This is a genomic window from Streptomyces sp. Q6, assembly GCF_036967205.1.
In the GTDB taxonomy this organism is placed as follows: Bacteria; Actinomycetota; Actinomycetes; order Streptomycetales; family Streptomycetaceae; genus Streptomyces; species Streptomyces citrinus.
Genome location: NZ_CP146022.1, coordinates 2358663 through 2377012 on the forward strand (window position 1 = coordinate 2358663; position 18350 = coordinate 2377012).

General features: G+C 68.7%; 17 protein-coding genes and 1 riboswitch. Of the genes, 4 read left to right on the plus strand and 13 right to left on the minus strand.

The genetic code is table 11. The features are described from left to right. Positions 1-199: 199 nt before the first annotated feature. Entirely contained in the window at positions 200-1561 is a 1362-nt protein-coding gene (locus tag V2W30_RS11020) for an NYN domain-containing protein (RefSeq protein ID WP_338695755.1), read from the minus strand. Positions 1562-1593: 32 nt separating this feature from the next. Beyond that, positions 1594-1833 (minus strand): hypothetical protein, encoded by a 240-nt coding sequence (locus V2W30_RS11025; protein WP_338695757.1) that lies wholly within the window; start codon positions 1831-1833, stop codon positions 1594-1596. A gap of 94 nt (positions 1834-1927) precedes the next feature. Between V2W30_RS11025 and V2W30_RS11030 the strand changes: the two genes are divergently transcribed. Then, positions 1928-2671 (plus strand): rhomboid family intramembrane serine protease, encoded by a 744-nt coding sequence (locus tag V2W30_RS11030; RefSeq protein ID WP_338695759.1) that lies wholly within the window; start codon positions 1928-1930, stop codon positions 2669-2671. Between the two features lie 45 nt (positions 2672-2716). Further along, positions 2717-2998, plus strand: coding sequence for an Lrp/AsnC ligand binding domain-containing protein (locus tag V2W30_RS11035; protein ID WP_338695761.1), 282 nt, complete (start codon positions 2717-2719; stop codon positions 2996-2998). Positions 2999-3077: 79 nt separating this feature from the next. Here V2W30_RS11035 and V2W30_RS11040 read toward each other — a convergent pair whose 3' ends face one another. From V2W30_RS11040 to V2W30_RS11065, 6 genes are all read right to left on the minus strand, one after another. After that, entirely contained in the window at positions 3078-4478 is a 1401-nt protein-coding gene (locus V2W30_RS11040) for an aminotransferase class V-fold PLP-dependent enzyme (protein WP_338695763.1), read from the minus strand. A gap of 218 nt (positions 4479-4696) precedes the next feature. After that, positions 4697-4814, minus strand: a riboswitch (SAM riboswitch). A 76-nt stretch (positions 4815-4890) separates the two neighbouring features. Beyond that, positions 4891-5955: an anthranilate phosphoribosyltransferase gene (gene trpD, locus V2W30_RS11045; RefSeq protein WP_338695765.1), complete on the minus strand. Its 1065-nt coding sequence runs from the start codon at positions 5953-5955 to the stop codon at positions 4891-4893. Between the two features lie 123 nt (positions 5956-6078). Next, positions 6079-7716 (minus strand): cytochrome bc complex cytochrome b subunit, encoded by a 1638-nt coding sequence (locus V2W30_RS11050; RefSeq protein ID WP_338695767.1) that lies wholly within the window; start codon positions 7714-7716, stop codon positions 6079-6081. Further along, complete coding sequence (locus V2W30_RS11055) at positions 7713-8777, minus strand: ubiquinol-cytochrome c reductase iron-sulfur subunit (protein WP_338695769.1); 1065 nt, start codon at positions 8775-8777, stop codon at positions 7713-7715. Before V2W30_RS11055 ends, V2W30_RS11050 begins: the two co-directional genes overlap by 4 nt. Continuing rightward, positions 8774-9583 carry a c-type cytochrome gene (locus V2W30_RS11060; protein WP_338695771.1) on the minus strand — a complete coding sequence of 270 codons (810 nt, stop codon included), beginning with the start codon at positions 9581-9583 and terminating at the stop codon, positions 8774-8776. The genes V2W30_RS11055 and V2W30_RS11060 overlap by 4 nt, the downstream gene beginning before the upstream one ends. Positions 9584-9664: 81 nt before the next feature. After that, a complete protein-coding gene (locus V2W30_RS11065) occupies positions 9665-10285 on the minus strand; it encodes a cytochrome c oxidase subunit 3 (protein ID WP_338695773.1) in 621 nt (206 codons plus the stop codon). Positions 10286-10468: 183 nt separating this feature from the next. On the opposite strand from V2W30_RS11065, the gene V2W30_RS11070 reads away from it, so the two are divergent. Beyond that, on the plus strand, positions 10469-10870 hold the full coding sequence (locus tag V2W30_RS11070) for a hypothetical protein (RefSeq protein WP_338695775.1): 402 nt from the start codon (positions 10469-10471) through the stop codon (positions 10868-10870). 95 nt (positions 10871-10965) lie between these two features. Here the strand turns inward: V2W30_RS11070 and V2W30_RS11075 are convergent, their stop codons facing one another. The 4 genes from V2W30_RS11075 to coxB form a co-directional block, all read right to left on the minus strand. Beyond that, positions 10966-12207, minus strand: coding sequence for a L,D-transpeptidase (locus V2W30_RS11075; RefSeq protein WP_338695777.1), 1242 nt, complete (start codon positions 12205-12207; stop codon positions 10966-10968). 142 nt (positions 12208-12349) lie between these two features. After that, on the minus strand, positions 12350-12748 hold the full coding sequence (locus tag V2W30_RS11080) for a cytochrome c oxidase subunit 4 (protein WP_338695780.1): 399 nt from the start codon (positions 12746-12748) through the stop codon (positions 12350-12352). Next, entirely contained in the window at positions 12745-14481 is a 1737-nt protein-coding gene (gene ctaD / locus V2W30_RS11085; RefSeq protein ID WP_338695782.1) for a cytochrome c oxidase subunit I, read from the minus strand. Before ctaD ends, V2W30_RS11080 begins: the two co-directional genes overlap by 4 nt. Further along, a complete protein-coding gene (gene coxB, locus V2W30_RS11090; protein ID WP_338695784.1) occupies positions 14478-15437 on the minus strand; it encodes a cytochrome c oxidase subunit II in 960 nt (319 codons plus the stop codon). Before coxB ends, ctaD begins: the two co-directional genes overlap by 4 nt. Positions 15438-15770: 333 nt before the next feature. Between coxB and V2W30_RS11095 the strand changes: the two genes are divergently transcribed. Continuing rightward, a complete protein-coding gene (locus V2W30_RS11095; protein WP_338695786.1) occupies positions 15771-17150 on the plus strand; it encodes a cysteine desulfurase/sulfurtransferase TusA family protein in 1380 nt (459 codons plus the stop codon). Between the two features lie 114 nt (positions 17151-17264). On the opposite strand, the gene V2W30_RS11100 is transcribed toward V2W30_RS11095, so the two are convergent. Next, the gene (locus V2W30_RS11100) at positions 17265-18242 is read right to left on the minus strand and encodes a carbohydrate kinase family protein (RefSeq protein WP_338695788.1); all 978 of its coding nucleotides are present in this window, start codon (positions 18240-18242) and stop codon (positions 17265-17267) included. Positions 18243-18350 lie beyond the last annotated feature (108 nt).

Below are 18350 nucleotides of genomic sequence, written 5' to 3' on the forward strand. Positions count from 1 at the left end.
CCCGAGCGGAGGTTCGAGGCCCGACCCTAGTGACCTTCTTGTGATCAGTTCAAATCCTGACGAGAAAAATCTCGGCCACCGACTGCATTCTTTGCACACAACTCACGTGCAGTGATGTCCGTTTGACGCTACGTTGCGTGAAGGTTTCGCCAATTCGGGCAAGCGGAACGGATGTTGCACCACCGTACCGATCGGGACATCAGCCCCGCGACAGGCGCTTCAGGAGCATGACGGACGCAACCGGACGCGCACCCGCCTTGGCGACCCCGTCGGCGACCTCCCGGTCCGTCGAGACGACGATCACGGGCCGGCCCGGCGGCTCCGCGCGCACCAGTTGGCGAATCAATTCATCAGCCGTGACGCCCGCCTTGGAGAACAGCACCCGCACCCCGCGCGGCGGCGCGAGCAGCACCGGAGCGGCGAGCTCGGCCCCGTCGAAGACACAGGTGACCTCGGCGCCGGTCTGCGCCGCGAGCTGCGAGAGGGAGCCGAGCAGCCGCAGCCGCTGCTTCTCCAGCGGCATCGTCGGATAGCCGGTCTTCGTCACGTTGTACCCGTCGACGACCAGATGGGCCTGCGGCAGCGCGAGCAACTGGTCGAGGATCGCGGGGTCGTGCTCGTGCAGGGCGCGCGCCGCGATGTCCTTCGGGGTCATCCGGCCCGGCTCGACGGCGTCCACAGAGTCCGCGGGCCGCGCGGACACCGGCGGCAACGCCAGCTCCCTGCGCAGCCCCTGAGCGGCCTCCAGGACGGTGTCGAGCAGCAGCCGCACCCTCATGTCCTCGACGCTGCGCCCCTCGCGGGCCGCCCTGCGCGACGCCTCCAGGGTCGCCTCGACCTCTCCGAGCCGCGCCTTCAGCCGCCGCGCCTCGCTCTCGGCGGCGGACACCTGAGCCTGCCCCTCGGCCCGTACGGCGTCGCTCTCGGCCCGCGCCTTGCGCACGGCGGCCTCGCTGCGCTTCACGTCACTGAGGGCGGCCCGCAGCTTGCGGTGCACGGCGTCGGCCTCGCGCCTGGCGGCGTCCAGCTCCGTGCGCAGCCGCTCGGTCTCGGCCTTGGTGTGGGCCCGCGCCTCGGCCAACTGCTCGCGCAGCCGGTCGAGCTCGGCACGGGTCTCCTCGTCGGCGCGCTCGGCGTCCGCCCGCTGGGCCTCCTCGCCGGCGGCGTCGACCAGCTTCACCCAGCCGACGGGCCGCAGCACGTACGCGGCCGCGGCCACGTCGAGCGGATCGGCGGCGGGCGGCGGCGACCCGGCCTCCAGGGCACCCGCCAACTCGGGCTGCGCCTCACGGAAGCGCTCCCCGATCCGCTGCCGGAAGAGCGTGTCGCTCTCCACCGCCGCGGCCATGGCGTTCCCGGCGAACTTCACCCGTCGCGTCGGGGTGAACCGGGCGTACTGGCGCAAAGGGGGCGGAAGTTCGCCGACCGTCAGACCGCCGAAGCCGTCCGAGACGATCTGTACGACCCGCCGCCGCACACCTTCGGGCAACGGCCGGTCGAGCACCTCGGCGGCGGCGGCCTGCTCGGCGTTTCCGGCCTCCCCGCCCGTGCTCTCCACCATCCGTCACCCCAAGTCGCTGTGGGGCCGCTCCCTCAGGAGTCGGCGCCCGGCCTGTCCACCAGTTCCACCTGATCCACCGCGTTGCACCAGCGGCAGCGGACCGACTCGATGGTCTCACTGACCACGTTGCGTTCCTCGACGTTCGGCTCACCGGCCAGGTCGAGGTGGACGTACTCGACGACCTTCGAGGACCGTGTCACGTCGAACCGCGTGAGATTGCCGCAGAGCGTGCAGCGCCAGCGGGTGGTGGCGGTCGGCAGGGGAACCGTCATCGAATTGCGCCTCTTCTTTCGCTCGCTGTATTGCCCGTAACCCTACGGCCTGCCGTACGCCGCCCGCTCCCCGCCTTGCGTCATGCTCTGTTGCATGATCGGCAACGGACGCGACGCGATCGCGAAGGTGACCGCATTCCTCAGAGGGCACCCCGCCCCGGTCACGTACGGAATCATCGCCGTCTGCTGCGTGGTCTTCGTCATCTCGCCGGTGTCCGGCCTGAACCCGTCGTACGGCACCGGGGCCCGGCTGCTCACCGCGCAGACCGACTACTTCGAGCGCTGGGGCGTGGTCCCCACCGAACTCTTCACCGGATCGCCGCGGGCCGCGCTCACCCCGGCCACAGCCCTGTTCGTGCACGGCAGCTGGCTGCACCTGCTGGGCAACATGCTCTTCCTCTACGTCTTCGGGGCGATGGTCGAAGAACGCATGGGCCACGTCGCGTACGCGCTCTTCTACCTGATCAGCGGCTACCTGGCGCTCCTCGGCTACGCGATCGCGCACGCCGACTCCGACCAGACCCTGGTCGGCGCCTCGGGGGCCATCTCGGCGATCCTCGGCGCCTTCCTGTACCTGTTCCCCGAAGCGCGCGTGACGAGCCTGTTCCCGTTCCTGTTCTTCCTGCCGCTGCGCTTTCCGGCATGGGTGGTGCTGCCGTTCTGGGTGGCGCTCCAGTGGGCGGCGGCGGGACGGGACAGCCAGGGGCCCGGAGTGGCGTATCTGGCGCACCTGATCGGCTTCTCGCTGGGGTTCCTCTACGCGTGGGTGAGGTACAGGGGAATCGGGGGGCGCGAGGCGCTTCCTTGCGAGGGCGGTGGCAAAAGACGGGCGGGCTAGAGTGAGTACCGCCCCAGCCACGGCCACCGAGGGAGACAGCAAGCCGTGATCACCGCGATCGTGCTCATCAAGACCAGCGTGGACCGGATCCCCGAGATCGCCGAGTCGATCGCGGCCCTGGAGAGCGTCAGCGAGGTCTTCTCCGTCACCGGCACGTACGACCTGATCGCCATGGTCCGCGTGGCGCGGCACGACGATCTGGCGGACGTCATCCCCGGCCGGATCAGCAAGATCGCCGGTGTCGAGGCGACGGACACGCACGTCGCGTTCCGTACGTACTCCCAGCACGACCTGGAAGCCGCGTTCGCCATCGGCCTGGACGGCTGACCCCACCCCGCACACGCACAAGCCGCGGTCGCGGCCGCTCGTCCACCGAGCGGCCGCGACCGCGGCTTTCTGCGCTGCCTCAGGAGGCCGGGACGCAACGCCCGCCCTCGGTGCGGTACTTCCAGGCCGCACCGTCCCGTACGAGCTCCTTCACCGCGGCGACGAAACGCTCCACGTGCTCGTCGGGCGTGCCGGCGCCGAAGCTCACCCGGATGGCGTTCAGCGACTTCTCGCCCGGCGCCGCCTCGGGCGCGCCGCACTCGCCCTGCGTCTGCGGGTCGGAGCCGAGCAGCGTGCGCACGAGCGGGTGGGCGCAGAACAGGCCGTCGCGGACGCCGATGCCGTACTCGGCGGAGAGCGCGGCGGCGAAGTGCGAGGAGTTCCAGCCCTCGACGACGAACGAGATGACGCCGACGCGCGGGGCGTCGTCGCCGAACAGCGAGAGCACCCTCACCTCGGGCACCTCGGCGAGCCCGGCGCGCACCGTACGGATCAGGGACTGCTCCCGCTCGACGATGCTGTCGAAACCGGCCTCGGTGAGCGCCTTGCAGGCGGAGGCGATGGAGTACACGCCGATCACGTTCGGCGAACCGGCCTCGTGGCGGGCGGCGCTGTCGTGCCACTCGACGTCGACGCCCCCGTCCGCGCGACGGGCGACCTTCCTGGACGCACCGCCACCGGCGAGGTACGGCTCGGCCGCGCGCAGCCAGTCGGAGCGCCCGGCGAGCACGCCCGAGCCGAACGGCGCGTACAGCTTGTGCCCGGAGAAGGCGACCCAGTCGACGTCCAACTCCTGTACGGAGACGGGGTGGTGGGGCGCGAGCTGTGCGGCGTCGAGCACGATGCGGGCACCGTGCGCGTGAGCGGCCGCCGCCAGCTCGCGCACCGGCCAGAGCTCACCGGTGACGTTCGAGGCACCGGTGACGCAGACGAGGGCCGGGCCGTAGGGGTCGCGGTCGGCGAGCGCGCGCTCCAGGGTCGCGACAGCCTCGCCGGGGGTGCGCGGCGCGTTCAGGTACGTCACGCGGGCGTCGCGCCACGGCAGCAGCGAGGCGTGGTGCTCGGTCTCGAAGACGAAGACCTGGCAGTCGGCGGGGAGCGCGGCGGCCAGCAGGTTGAGCGAGTCGGTGGTCGACCTGGTGAAGACGACCTGGTCGTCGTCGCGGCAGTCGAGGAACTCGGCGACGGTGACGCGCGAGTTCTCGAAGAGATCGGTCGACAGCTGCGAGAGGTACCCGGCGCCCCGGTGGACGCTGCCGTAGTACGGCGCGTACGCGGCGACGTCGTCCCACACCCGCTGGAGGGCCGGCGCGCTGGCCGCGTAGTCGAGGGCCGCGTACGTCACTTCGCCCCCGGTGACGAGCGGCACGGTGACGTCCCGGCCGAGCACCGGCAGCGGGGCCCCACAGGCGGGATCGGCGGACTCGACGGCGGTGTCGGTGGTGACGGAGGCGGTGGCAGCGGAGGCGTGAGCAGACATGACGGTATCTCCCGGCAGGACAGGGCGAAGTGGCTGTGAAGGCCCGCACGGAAGCACTCAACCGGCTTACGGCGTACGGGTGTTGCCTCGACGCGCGATACACGGATGACCGCGTCGCACGGAGGGTGTGATGGAGAAGGGGCTGCTAGGCCCTAGCGCATTCGCTTGCTCACGAGACTGCTCCCTCGGACGACCCAGGACCCCTGAGGTTCACGAGGGGTCCGCGCTTGCCATACGCCTTGCTGCGTACGGCCTGGTCTTCACCCAGGGCACCCCGCCACGGACGGAGGGTTGCCGGACAGCGGGCTGGGGCCTCGATCGCTGTCACTCATGACCTTGCAGAGAATCCTGCCACACGTCCGGGATACGGCAAGGGCGCAGTCCACGATCTGGACTGCGCCCTGCGTCACACTCAGCGGTTGGTGGCGGCGATCCACCGTTCCAGCACGGCCTTCGCCGCACCGGAGTCGATCGACTCGGCGGCCCGGTCCATCCCGGCCCTGATCTGCTCGGCGAGCGTCCCGCTGCCGGGCCGTACGGCGACGAGCGCCGCCGCCGCGTTGAGCAGGACCGCGTCGCGCACGGGCCCCCGCTCCCCGTCGAGGAGCCGCAGCGCGACCTCCGCGTTGAAGGACGGGTCGCCGCCGCGCAGTGCCTCGATCGGCACGGTCTCGATCCCCACGTCGCGCGGGTCGAAGGACTCCTCGCGCACCGCGCCGTCCCGCACGACCCACACCCAGGAGGTGCCGGTGATGGTCAGCTCGTCGAGCCCGTCGTCGCCGCGGAAGACCAGCGAGGAGTTGCCGCGCTCGGCGAAGACCCCGGCGATGATGGGCGCGAGTCGCGGGTCGGCGACACCGACCGCCTGCGCCTTCACGCGGGCCGGGTTGGTGAGCGGGCCGAGCGCGTTGAAGACCGTCCGGATGCCGATCTGGCCGCGCGCGGCGCCCGCGTAGCGCAGCGCCGGGTGGAACTTGATGGCGAAGCAGAAGGTGATGCCCGCCTCCTCGGCCACCTCGGCGACGCGGCGCGGCGCGATGTCGAGGTTCACGCCGAGCTTCTCCAGGACGTCCGAGGAGCCCGAGGCGCTGGAGGCGGCGCGGTTGCCGTGCTTGACGACCTTCGTGCCGGCCCCGGCGATGACGATCGCCGCCATGGTGGAGATGTTGACGGTCTTGGCGCCGTCCCCACCGGTGCCGACGATGTCCACGGCCTCGCCGGGCACCTCGATGGTGTTGGCGTGCTCGTACATCGCGCGCACGACGCCGGAGATCTCCTCCACCGTCTCGCCCTTGGCCCGCAGCGCGACCACGAAGGCGGCGATCTGCGCGTCGGTCGCCTCGCCCCGCATGATCCGGTCCATCGCCCACGCGGTGTCGTCGGCGCTCTGGTCGCGGCCGTCGAGCAGGCCGTTGAGCACGCTGGGCCAGGAACGGCCCGCCGCGGTATTGCCTCCTGCGGGGGTCAAAGCGCTCATGGCCGCTCCTGTGTGGTGTTCGTAAGGATGAAGCGTCCCCCACCTTATCGAGGGTCGGGGACGGCAAAGAGCCCCCGTCCAGGCACTGGACGAGGGCTCCTGCCGTGGCGAACAGATCAGAGATCAGTGGTGGCCGTGGCCGCTGGTGATCTCCTTGTACTCCTCGGCGGTGGGCTTGGGGATCTGGTTGTGCTCCCCGTAGTAGCCCTTCGAGAGCTTGGCGCGCAGCTTCTGCAGACGGCCGAGCTTGCGCTCCACACCGTTCTCGTCGACCGCGGGGCCGATCTCGAGCGGCTTGTACTGCTCGTGCGCCGTGAGGGTGTGCAGGGCCTCCTGGTCGAGCGGCTCGTGCACCTCGACGAACTCACCGTGCGGCAGGCGCTTGATGATGCCGGACTCGCGTCCGTGCAGCACCTTGTCCTTGTCGCGGCGCTGGAGGCCGAGGCAGATCCGCTTGGTGGCGATGAACACGAGGACCGGCACGACGAAGAATCCGACGCGGACGAACCAGGTGATCGCGTTGATCGACAGGTGGAAGTGCGTGGCCCAGAGGTCGTTGCCACCACCGACGAGCAGGACGAAGTACCAGGAGATCCACGCGGCGCCGAAGGCGGTACGCGTCGGGACGTTGCGCGGGCGGTCCAGGATGTGGTGCTCGCGCTTGTCGCCGGTGACCCAGGACTCGATGAACGGGTAGACCGCGATCGCGACCAGGACCAGCGGGAAGATCACCAGCGGGACGAACACACCCAGGACGAGCGTGTGACCCCAGAGGTTGATCTCCCAGCCCGGCATCGTACGGATCAGGCCTTCGGAGAAGCCCATGTACCAGTCGGGCTGCGCACCCGTGGACACCTGGTCGATCCGGTACGGGCCGATGGCCCAGATCGGGTTGATCGACGCGATCGCGGCGACGACCGCGATGACACCGAAGACCAGGAAGAAGAAGCCACCCGCCTTGGCCATGTAGACCGGCAGGAGCGGCATGCCCACGACGTTCTTGTTCGTCTTTCCGGGGCCCGCGAACTGCGTGTGCTTGTGGTAGAAGACCAGGATCAGGTGAGCGACCACGAGCCCGAGCATGATGCCCGGCAGCAGCAGGATGTGGACCGAGTAGAACCGCGCGACGAAGTCGCCGCCCGGGAACTCGCCGCCGAAGAGGAAGAACGACAGGTACGTGCCCACGATCGGCACGGACAGGACCGCGCCCTCCATGAAGCGGACACCGGTGCCGGAGAGCAGGTCGTCCGGGAGCGAGTAACCGGTGAAGCCGGTGAACATGCCCAGGACGAACAGCAGGAAGCCGAACAGCCAGTTGACCTCACGCGGCTTGCGGAACGCACCCGTGAAGAACACGCGCATCATGTGCACGAACATGCCGGCGAGGAAGATCAGCGCGGCCCAGTGGTGGATCTGACGGATCAGCAGGCCACCGCGCACATCGAAGGAGATGTGCATGGTCGAGTTGAACGCCTCGGACATCAGCTGACCCTGCAGCGGGATGTAGCTGCCGTGGTACTCCACCTCGTTCATCGAGGGGTGGAAGAACAACGTCAGGTACACACCCGTGAGGATGATGATGATGAAGCTGTAGAGGCAGATCTCACCGAGCATGAAGGACCAGTGGTCCGGGAAGATCTTGCGCATGTTGGCCTTGGCCAGGGAGTAGATCCCCAGCCGACCGTCGGCCCAGTCGGCGACGCGCTCGCCGGCCGGCGCCTTCTCACGAGAAGGCGCGTCGTTGGTGGTCGTAGTACTCATCCGCGCTCCCAGAAGGCAGGACCGACGGGCTCCGCGAAGTCGCTCTGCGCGACGAGGAAGCCCTCGTCATCTACGCCGATGTGCAGCTGCGGCAGCGCGTGACCGGCGGGACCGAAGATCACCCGGGCACCGTCGGAGAGGTCGAAGGTGGACTGGTGACAGGGGCACAGCACGTGGTGCGTCTGCTGCTCGTACAGGGAGATCGGGCAACCGACGTGGGTGCAGATCTTCGAGTACGCGACGACGCCCTCGTGGGACCACTCGAGCTCTTGCTTGTCCTTGATGTTCTGCGGCTGGATCCGCACGAGCATCAGGGCGGCCTTGCCCATGACCTGCTGGAAGTCCTCGTCGTGCTCCTCCACGCCCTCGGGCTTGGCGAAGGTGAGCGAACCGACCGCGATGTCCGAAGCACGCAGCGGCTCGTTCGTGTTCATGTTGACGAGCTTCTTGCCCTTCTTCCACGCCGTGTGGCGCAGCTTCGTCTCGGGCAGCGGCCCGAGGTCACGAAGAAGGACGACGCCGGAGAGCGGCACCAGGGCCAGCGCGCCGAACAGCGTGTTGCGGATCAGCTTGCGACGGCCGAACTGCGACTCGCGCGCACCGTCGGCGAAGTCCGCGAGGACCTTCGCCTTGACCTCGGGCTCGGCCTCGATCGGGTGACGCTCGGAGGCGACCTCGACGTCGGACATCAGAGTGCGGGCCCAGTGGACCGCGCCCGCGCCGATGCAGAACAGGGCCACGCCCAGGGTCAGGCCCAGCGCGAAGTTCAGCGCGTTGATGTGCCCGATCGGGAAGACGTAGATGCTCTTGTCGACGTCGATGGCGACGTACGAGGCGATGAAGGCGATGGTCGCCAGCATCGACACCGTGAACAGCATGGCCACGACGCGCTCGGACCGTCGCGCGGCCCGCTCGTCGATGTCCTGGATCCGGTGCTCGTGCGGCGGCAGACCCGGGTCGGCGAAGGGCTCGTCCTTCACCGCGACCGAGCCGTGCTCCGCTGCGTCGTCGGTGGACTGCCCAGCGGGCAGGTTCTCTTCTGGAATGTCTTGGCTACTCATGACTTCTTGGCCTTTGCGGTCCGAGCGGCGACCCAGATGGCGACGGCGACGAGGGCGCCGAGACCGAAGATCCAGGCGAACAGACCCTCACTGACCGGGCCGAGCCCGCCCAGCTTGAGACCACCAGGGCTCTCCGTCTTGTCACCGTTGACCGCGTCGAGGTACGCGATGATGTCCTTCTTGTTCTGCTTGGTCATCGTCGTGTCCGGGAAGGACGGCATGTTCTGCGGGCCGGTCTGCATGGCCTCGTAGATGTGCTTGGGAGCGACACCCTCGAGGCTCGGCGCGAACTTGCCGTGCGTCAGAGCGCCACCTTCACCGGTGAAGTTGTGGCACTGGGCACAGTTGGTACGGAACAGCTCGCCACCCTTGGCGATGTCCGCACCTTCCGGGCTGTAGTCCTCGGAGGTCGGCGCGACCGGACCGGCACCCAGCGAGGCGATGTACGCCGCGAGCTGGTCGATCTCGGCCTGCGAGTAGATGACCTTCTTCTTCGGGACCTGAGCGCCCGGCTGCTGGGCCGGCATCCGGCCCGTACCGACCTGGAAGTCGACGGCCGCGGAGCCGACACCCACCAGACTCGGTCCGTCGGTGGTGCCCTGACCGCCGGTTCCGTGGCAGCTGGCGCAGCCGACGGAGTAGAGCTTCTTGCCCTCGTCGATGGCGAGGGACTGGGCGGTTTCATCGGCCTGCGCCTTGTCCGCGGGCGCGAACGCGGCGTACAGCCCCCCGGTGGCCGCCAGCGCGAGGAGTAGGACGACGACCGCCGCCAGCGGATGGCGTCGTCGTGCGGAGAGCTTTTTCACGGATTACCCCGGTGTCAGGATCTTCTGCGTCGGTGCTGCGGGAATGTGTCGGGTACTACGCCCGATGCTGTGATCGTCGAACTACTTGATCAGGTAGATCGTGGCGAAGAGACCGATCCAGACGACGTCGACGAAGTGCCAGTAGTAGGACACGACGATTGCGGCGGTCGCCTGATGGTGGGTGAACCTCCGGGCGGCGTACGTCCTGCCGAGGACGAACAGGAAGGCGATGAGGCCACCTGTCACGTGCATGCCGTGGAAGCCGGTGGTCAGGTAGAACACCGAGCCGTACGGGTCGGACGAGAGCGAAAGCCCGTCCTTCTTGACCAGCTCGGTGTACTCGAAGACCTGACCGCCGATGAAGATCGCACCCATGATGAAGGTGACGATGAACCACATCCTGAGCTTCTTCACGTCACCGCGCTCAGCGGCGAACACGCCGAGCTGACACGTGAGTGAGGAGAGCACCAGGATCGTGGTGTTCGTCGCGGAGAACGGAAGGTTCAGCGCGGACGCCATTTCCTTCCAGTGATCCGGTCCGGTCACCGATCGCAGGGTGAAGTACATCGCGAAGAGGGCCGCGAAGAACATCAGCTCGGAACTCAGCCAGATGATGGTTCCGACGCTGGTGAGGTTCGGTCGATTGACCGACGGGTGCGCGTGCCCGGTTTCTACTGTCGTTGCTGTCGCCACGACCGACATTATGTCGGTCGCTTATCTCGCCCTCACTCCGGGGGGTGCCGTTCGGAGTGTCTGGGGGGTGTGTCCAGCCCATATGGCCCATCGGAGGCCTGTGCGAACCGGTGTTGACGGGGTGTCGGGAGGAGTAGGCTCCGCGCCAACGACGCCCCACGGCCCCCAGACTTACGACGCCTCGGAGGAACGATGCAGTCGACCGCGACGGTTCTGGTCTACAGCGACGACGCCAACACGCGCGAGCAGGTGCGCCTCGCCACCGGCCGCAGGCCCGCGTCCGACGTTCCCGAGGTGCAGTTCATCGAGTGCGCGACACTCCCGGCGGTCCTCAAGGAGCTGGACCGGGGCGGGATCGACGTCTGCGTCCTGGACGGCGAGGCGGTGCCCGCCGGCGGGATGGGCGTGTGCCGGCAGATCAAGGACGAGGTGTTCCGCTGCCCGCCGGTGCTGCTCCTGATCGGCCGCCCGCAGGACGCCTGGCTGGCCACGTGGAGCCGCGCGGAGGCCGCGGTGACGCTTCCGGTCGATCCGGTCGAGTTCGCAGACGCGCTGGCCTCGCTGCTGCGCTCCCGGCTCGCCGTGGGCGCCTGAGCCCACCCGGCGCCCCGGGCCGGCACCGGCTGGAAATGCGCCGACTCCCGTACACCGATGGCGTACGGGAGTCGGAAGTCTCACATCCGGGCGGGTCAGACCTCGGGGCTGAGCCGGGCCTTCTGCACCGGGTCGGGCGTGTGGGAGTCCGTGAGGGCGCTGCCCTCGCGCCACTCCTTCCAGTCGACGTTCCAGTCGCCGAAGCCGTTGCCGAACGGGTCCATGTCCTCGCCGTAGCTGTTGACGACCTTGACGAGGTCGCCGCGGCGGAACGTGTCGAAGAACCAGGCGGCGTTGCTCGTGCTCATGCCGGTGCAGCCGTGGCTGGTGTTCGCGTAGCCCTGTGAGCCCTCGGACCAGGGGGCCGCGTGCACGTACTCGCCGCTCCAGGTGACGCGGGTCGCGTAGTACACCTCCTTGTCGTAGAAGTCCGAGGAACCGATGCTCGCGCTGGTCATGCGTACGGAGTACTCCTGGCCCAGCACGACCTTGACGCCGTTGCGGGTCTCGTAGCCCGGCTTGCCGGTGGTGACCGGGATGGAGTTGATCTCCTCGCCGTTGCGGTAGACCGTCATCCAGTGCGATCCGGCGTCGGTGACCGCCACGAGCTTGTCGCCCGTGGTGATGGTCAGCGGCTTGGAGCGGCCGCCCCAGAGCCGGTCGGCGACCTTGATGCCCTCCAGGTTGCTGCGGGCCGTGATGGTCGCGTGGGCGGGCCAGTACTCCTTCGGGCGGTAGTGCAGTTCCTTGCTGTCGACCCAGTGCCAGGAGCCGCCGTCCGCCGCGGGCTGCGAGTCGACCTTCAGGGCGCGCTCCACGATGGCGCGGGCCTTCTTGTCCTTGACGGGCTTGTTGAGCTGGGCCGTGATGGGCTGTCCGACGCCGTACTTGCCGCCCTCGGGGCCGAACGTGACCTTGAGCGCCTTCTCCTTGCCGGCCTTGCCGGTGTCGAAGGTGAGGACCTTGCGGCCGGGCGCGCCGTCCTCGTCCTCGGTGCTGACGTGGACCGTGTAGTGGGCGTCTGCGGCCAGCGGGGCGGTGCTGTGCCATCTCCGGCCGTCGGCGGCGAGTTCGCCCGCGACGTAGCGCCCCATGGCGTCCGTGGCGGTGACGTCGGTGATGCGCCCTTCGTCGCCCTGCGCGGTGACTTCCAGGGGCTTGTCCGGATCCGCCTTCTTGGCTCCCACGGGCCCGCTGAAGGTGATCTGGCTCGCCGCGTCGTACGGCTTGGCGGAGAGCGGGTGGCCCGAGCTGCCGCAGGCCGTGACGCCCGCACCGAGTGCGGCCACCAGCAGCGTGCAGCCGAGAACCGTACGGATGCGCGGTGAGTGGTTCATGAACACACCGTATGAAGGTTCGTCACGTCCAGCGCGGCGAGTGAGCCGCACGGGGCATGTCGCGGGGCACGCCGAAGGGCCCGGACGCTCCTCACGGAGTGTCCGGGCCCTTCGGGGACGGGAGTTCGGGAACCAGGTGGTGCTACTGGTTCTGGTTCTCGCCGCGGTAGTACTCGAAGACCCAGCCCCACAGGCCGAACAGGATCACGGGGGCCGAGAAGTACAGCAGCCACCAGCCGAAGACGACGCCCATGAAGGCGAGCGCGCCACCGACGGCCAGGGAGAGCGGCTGCCAGGAGTGCGGGCTGAAGAACCCGATCTCGCCGGCGTCGTCCGCGACGTCGGCCTCCTTGTTGTCCTGCGCACCGGTGTCGACACGCCGGGCCGTGAAGGCCAGGTAGTAGCCGATCATGATGCAGAGACCGAACGCCAGGAAGAGCGCCGTCGTACCGGCCGGCTCCTTCGACCACACGCCGTAGACACCGGCCATGATCAGGACGAAGAGGCTCAGCCAGATGAACATCTTGCCTTGGACCTTCACTTGCCGGCCTCCTTGCCGCCAGCGAGCGCCTTGGAGCCGTGGCCGGAGTTCTCCAGCTGGTCCAGGGCCGCGATCTCAGGGTGATGCAGATCGAACGCCGGCGATTCGGAGCGAATGCGCGGCAGGGTGAGGAAGTTGTGCCGCGGCGGCGGGCAGGACGTCGCCCACTCGAGCGAACGGCCGTAGCCCCACGGGTCGTCGACCTCGATCTTCTTGCCGTACTTGGCGGTCTTCCAGACGTTGTAGAAGAACGGCAGGATCGACAGACCGAGCAGGAAGGACGAGATCGTCGAGATCGTGTTCAGCGCGGTGAAGCCGTCGGCCGCGAGGTAGTCCGCGTAACGACGCGGCATGCCCTCGACGCCCAGCCAGTGCTGCACCAGGAACGTGCCGTGGAAGCCCACGAACAGCGTCCAGAACGTGATCTTGCCGAGGCGCTCGTCGAGCATCTTGCCGGTGAACTTCGGCCACCAGAAGTGGAATCCGGAGAACATCGCGAAGACGACCGTACCGAAGATCACGTAGTGGAAGTGCGCCACCACGAAGTACGAGTCCGACACGTGGAAGTCCAGCGGCGGGGCCGCCAGGATGACGCCGGTCAGACCACCGAAGGTGAAGGTGATCAGGAAGCCGACCGCCCAGAGCATCGGTGTCTCGAAGGACAACGAGCCCTTCCACATCGTTCCGATCCAGTTGAAGAACTTCACGCCTGTTGGCACGGCGATCAGGAACGTCATGAAGGAGAAGAACGGCAGGAGCACGCCACCGGTCACGTACATGTGGTGCGCCCACACGGTCACGGAGAGACCGGCGATGGCGATCGTCGCCCCGATGAGGCCCGAGTAGCCGAACATCGGCTTTCTCGAGAACACCGGGATCACTTCGGAAATGATTCCGAAGAACGGCAGGGCGATGATGTACACCTCTGGGTGTCCGAAGAACCAGAAGAGGTGTTGCCACAGCAACGCGCCGCCGTTGGCGGCGTCGAACACGTGGGCACCGAACTTGCGGTCCGCCTCCAGGGCGAACAGCGCGGCCGCGAGGACCGGGAAGGCCAGCAGGACCAGCACACCGGTCAGCAGCACGTTCCACACGAAGATCGGCATGCGGAACATCGTCATGCCGGGAGCGCGCATGCAGATGATGGTGGTGATGAAGTTGACCGAGCCGAGGATCGTGCCGAAGCCGGAGAAGGCCAGACCCATGATCCACATGTCGGCGCCGATGCCCGGCGAGCGGACGGCGTCCGACAGCGGGCTGTAGGCGAACCAACCGAAGTCGGCGGCGCCCTGCGGGGTGAGGAAGCCACCCACCGCGATCAGCGAGCCGAACAGGTACAGCCAGTAGGCGAACATGTTCAGTCGCGGGAACGCGACGTCGGGGGCGCCGATCTGCAGCGGCATGATCCAGTTCGCGAAGCCCGCGAACAGCGGCGTCGCGAACATCAGCAGCATGATCGTGCCGTGCATCGTGAACGCCTGGTTGAACTGCTCGTTCGACATGATCTGCGTGCCGGGACGGGCCAGTTCGGCGCGCATGAAGAGCGCCATGACGCCGCCGATGCAGAAGAACGCGAACGACGTGACCAGGTACAGCGTGCCGATCGTCTTGTGGTCAGTGGTGGTCAGCCACTTGATCACCGTCGCGCCGGGGCTCTTGGGCCGGACCGGCAGCTCGTTCTCGTACGAGTCGTCAGCCGCGGCGGCACCCTGGGGTTCGTTGAGGATGCTCACAGGTTCTTCGTCTCCCGGTCCTTCTCGTGGTCCGTCTGGGCGATGCCAGCCGGGACGTAACCGGTCTGCCCCTTCTTGGCGAGGTCCTTGAGGTGCTGCTCGTACTTCTCCGGAGAGACGACCTTCACGTTGAACAGCATCCGGGAGTGGTCGACGCCGCAGAGCTCGGCGCACTTGCCCAGGAAGGTCCCCTCCTTGTTGGGGGTCACCTCGAAGGAGTTGGTGTGGCCCGGAATGACGTCCTGCTTCATGAGGAACGGCACCACCCAGAAGGAGTGGATGACGTCACGCGAAGTGAGGACGAAGCGGACCTTCTCGCCCTTGGGGAGCCAGAGGGTCGGGCCGGGGTTGTTGGTCTGCGGGTTCCGCTCGCCAGGGGTACCGACCTCGTAGACACCACCGGCGTTCGCCGGGAAGTCTTCCTTGAAGCGCTTCGGAATCGCCGAGAGCTCCTTGGAGGTCTTGGCGTCACCGTCGACACCCGGCACGTTCTCGACGTAGTTGAAGCCCCAGCTCCACTGGTAGCCGACCACGTTGATGGTGTGCGCGGGCTTGTCGTCGAGCTTCAGAAGCTTCGACTCGTCGCGCGCGGTGAAGTAGAAGAGGACCGACACGATGATGAGAGGCACCACCGTGTACAGCGCCTCGAGCGGCATGTTGTACCGCGTCTGCGTCGGAACCTCGATCTTGGTGCGGCTACGCCGGTGGAAGATGACGCTCCACAGGATCAGGCCCCAGACAAGGACGCCCGTGGCGAGCGCTGCCGCCCACGAGCCCTGCCAGAGGGAGAGGATCCGTGGGGCCTCTTCCGTCACCGGGGTGGGCATACCAAGACGAGGGAAGTCCTTGTATGTGCAACCGGTAGCGGTAACCAGGATCAGGCCCGCAGTCAGCACCTGCGGCAGCTTCCGCCGCATCGGGCGCCGCGACGAGCGGTCGGAGCCGTTGGGACTCACGTAGCGCCTTCCCGAGAGTCTCGCCCGCGCTGGTTGGCTACGGCCGTCTCGCTGGTCGCTCGCCGCCCTGGCACACGGGCAGGGGTTTGGATGTTTATGCGGACCAAACCCTACTGGACGCTATTTGGGGTCGCGCGGGGAGGGTGCCTAACGCGCCGCGGGTCACTCCGAAGGGTGGGATCGGCCTGCGTTTGCGGCTTTCTGACGGGGGGTCGGAGCACTTCGGGGCGGGCGCTTTGTCCCGTTGGGCGGGTACGGGCCTTTCGGGGCCGCTCGCGCCGTTCGCCACGACCCTGGCGGGGCTCCCGGCGACCGGGGTTCTAGCGTGGGGCCGTGGCCTATTTCGACGCGGCATCGTCCGCTCCGCTCCATCCCGTCGCCCGGCAGGCTCTCCAGGCCTCCCTTGATGAAGGCTGGGCCGATCCCTCCCGGCTCTACCGCGAGGGGCGGCGGGCCCGGCTGCTCCTGGACGCCGCCCGGGAGGCGGCCGCGGAGGCCGTGGGGTGCCGCGCGGACGAGCTCGTGTTCACCTCCTCGGGGACGCGCGCGCTCCACGACGGCATGGCCGGCGCGCTCGCGGGACGTCGGCGTGTCGGACGGCACGTGGTGGTGTCCGCGGTGGAGCACTCGGCAGTGCTCCATTCGGCGGCGGCCCACGAGAGCGACGGCGGTTCGGTGACCGAGGTGGGCGTCGGGCGGGAGGGCCGCGTGGCGGTCGCCGCGTACGCCGACGCGCTGCGGTCCGACACCGCGCTGGCCTGTCTGCAGTCCGCCAACCACGAGGTCGGCACGGTGCAGCCGGTCGCCGAAGTCGCTCACCTGTGCCGGGAGGCGGGTGTGCCGCTCCTGGTTGACGCGGCACAGTCGCTGGCCTGGGGTCCGGTCGAGGGCGACTGGTCGCTGCTCACCGGGAGCGCCCATAAATGGGGCGGCCCCGCGGGGGTCGGCATCCTCGTCGTACGGAAGGGTGTGCGCTTCGCGGCTCAAGGGCCCGCCGACGAGCGGGAGTCGGGGCGGGCCGCCGGGTTCGAGAACATTCCGGGGATCGTGGCCGCCGCCGCGTCGTTGCGGGCCGTGCGCGCCGAGGCCGCCGGGGAGGCGGCGCGGCTGCGGGAGTTGACGGAGCGGATCCGGGTCCGGGTGCCGGAGCTCGTGCCGGACGTGGAGGTCGTCGGAGATCCGGAGCGACGGCTGCCGCACCTGGTGACGTTCTCGTGCCTGTACGTCGACGGGGAGAGCGTGCTGCACGGACTGGATCGTTCTGGTTTTTCCGTTTCGTCCGGATCGTCATGCACCAGCAGCACACTGACGCCCAGCCATGTGCTGCGCGCGATGGGGGTCGTGAGCGAGGGGAACGTACGGGTCTCGCTGCCGCCGGGGACCGAGGCCGGGGAGGTCGAGCGGTTCCTGGACGTGCTGCCCGGGGTCGTGCGGGAGGTGCGGGAGAAGCTGGGGGCGCCGGTCACGTCCGCCGCGGGGGCGGCCGAGTCGGTGACCGTCGACGCGCTGGGGCTGAGCTGCCCGCTGCCCGTCATCGAGCTCGCCAAGGCGATCGGGCGGGTGCGGGTGGGCGGCACGGTCAGCGTCGTCGCCGATGACGAGGTCGCCGCCGTGGACATCCCGGCGTGGTGCTTCACACAGGGCCAGGAGTACGTGGGCGCCGAGCCGCGCCCTCGGGGCGGCGCCTCCTATGTGGTGCGCCGGCTCGTGTAGCGCGTACGGAAGGCCGGGGCGTTCGCAGGCGTCGTACGGAAGAGACCGCGGTCGCGGCCGCCCGGTCGAGGGGCGGCCGCGACCGCGGTCTTGCGCGAGTGGTTCGCGCGGCGCTTACGCGGCGAGGTGGGCCTCGACCTCGACCGAGGCCTCGTCGCCGTACGCCTTGCGGAAGCGGTCCATGAACGACGCGCGGCGCAGCTCGTACTCCTGGGTGCCCAGGGTCTCGATGACCAGCGTGGCGAGCATGCAGCCGACCTGCGCCGCGCGCTCCAGGGAGACACCCCAGGACAGGCCGGACAGGAAGCCCGCGCGGAACGCGTCGCCGACGCCGGTCGGGTCGACCTTGGCCTTCTCCTCCGGGCAGCCGACCTCGACCGGGTCGTCGCCGACGCGCTCGATGCGGACGCCGCGCGAGCCGAGCGTGGTGACGCGGTGGCCGACCTTGGCCAGGATCTCGGCGTCGGACCAGCCGGTCTTCGACTCGATGAGGCCCTTCTCGTACTCGTTCGAGAAGAGGTACGTGGCGCCGTCGAGGAGCGTGCGGATCTCTTCGCCGTCCATGCGCGCGATCTGCTGCGAGAAGTCGGCGGCGAACGGGATGGAGCGGCTGCGGCACTCCTCCGTGTGGCGGAGCATCCCCTCGGGGTCGTCCGCGCCGATGAGGACCAGGTCGAGACCGCCCACGCGGTCGGCGACGGTCTTCAGCTCGATGAGCCGGGCCTCGCTCATCGCGCCCGTGTAGAAGGAGCCGATCTGGTTGTGGTCGGCGTCCGTCGTGCACACGAAGCGGGCGGTGTGCAGCGTCTCGGAGATACGGACGGACTCCGTGTCCACGCCGTGGCGGTCCAGCCAGGCGCGGTACTCGTCGAAGTCGAAGCCGGCGGAGCCGACGAGGATCGGGCCCGTGCCGAGCTGGCCCATGCCGAAGGCGATGTTGGCGCCGACGCCTCCCCGGCGCACGTCGAGGTTGTCGACGAGGAAGGAGAGGGAGACCGTGTGCAGCTGGTCGGCGACGAGCTGGTCGGCGAAACGGCCGGGGAAGGTCATCAGATGGTCGGTGGCGATGGAGCCGGTGACTGCGATTCGCACGGCGTGAGCACGCTTCCTGCGAGAGACGGAAGGGCGCGCGAAGCGCCCATGACAAGGGCGGGGTGGAGACGGGAGGGATTGACGCTTCACGCTACCCGGTCAGGGCGT

Coding starts and splice junctions, on each gene's coding strand:
- V2W30_RS11025 (WP_338695757.1), bottom strand. CDS start 1,833: ATGACGGTTCCCCTGCCGACCGCCACCACCCGCTGGCGCTGCACGCTC.
- V2W30_RS11030 (WP_338695759.1), top strand. CDS start 1,928: ATGATCGGCAACGGACGCGACGCGATCGCGAAGGTGACCGCATTCCTC.
- V2W30_RS11075 (WP_338695777.1), bottom strand. CDS start 12,207: ATGAACCACTCACCGCGCATCCGTACGGTTCTCGGCTGCACGCTGCTG.
- V2W30_RS11065 (WP_338695773.1), bottom strand. CDS start 10,285: ATGTCGGTCGTGGCGACAGCAACGACAGTAGAAACCGGGCACGCGCAC.
- trpD (WP_338695765.1), bottom strand. CDS start 5,955: ATGAGCGCTTTGACCCCCGCAGGAGGCAATACCGCGGCGGGCCGTTCC.
- V2W30_RS11040 (WP_338695763.1), bottom strand. CDS start 4,478: ATGTCTGCTCACGCCTCCGCTGCCACCGCCTCCGTCACCACCGACACC.
- V2W30_RS11050 (WP_338695767.1), bottom strand. CDS start 7,716: ATGAGTACTACGACCACCAACGACGCGCCTTCTCGTGAGAAGGCGCCG.
- V2W30_RS11070 (WP_338695775.1), top strand. CDS start 10,469: ATGCAGTCGACCGCGACGGTTCTGGTCTACAGCGACGACGCCAACACG.
- V2W30_RS11020 (WP_338695755.1), bottom strand. CDS start 1,561: ATGGTGGAGAGCACGGGCGGGGAGGCCGGAAACGCCGAGCAGGCCGCC.
- V2W30_RS11055 (WP_338695769.1), bottom strand. CDS start 8,777: ATGAGTAGCCAAGACATTCCAGAAGAGAACCTGCCCGCTGGGCAGTCC.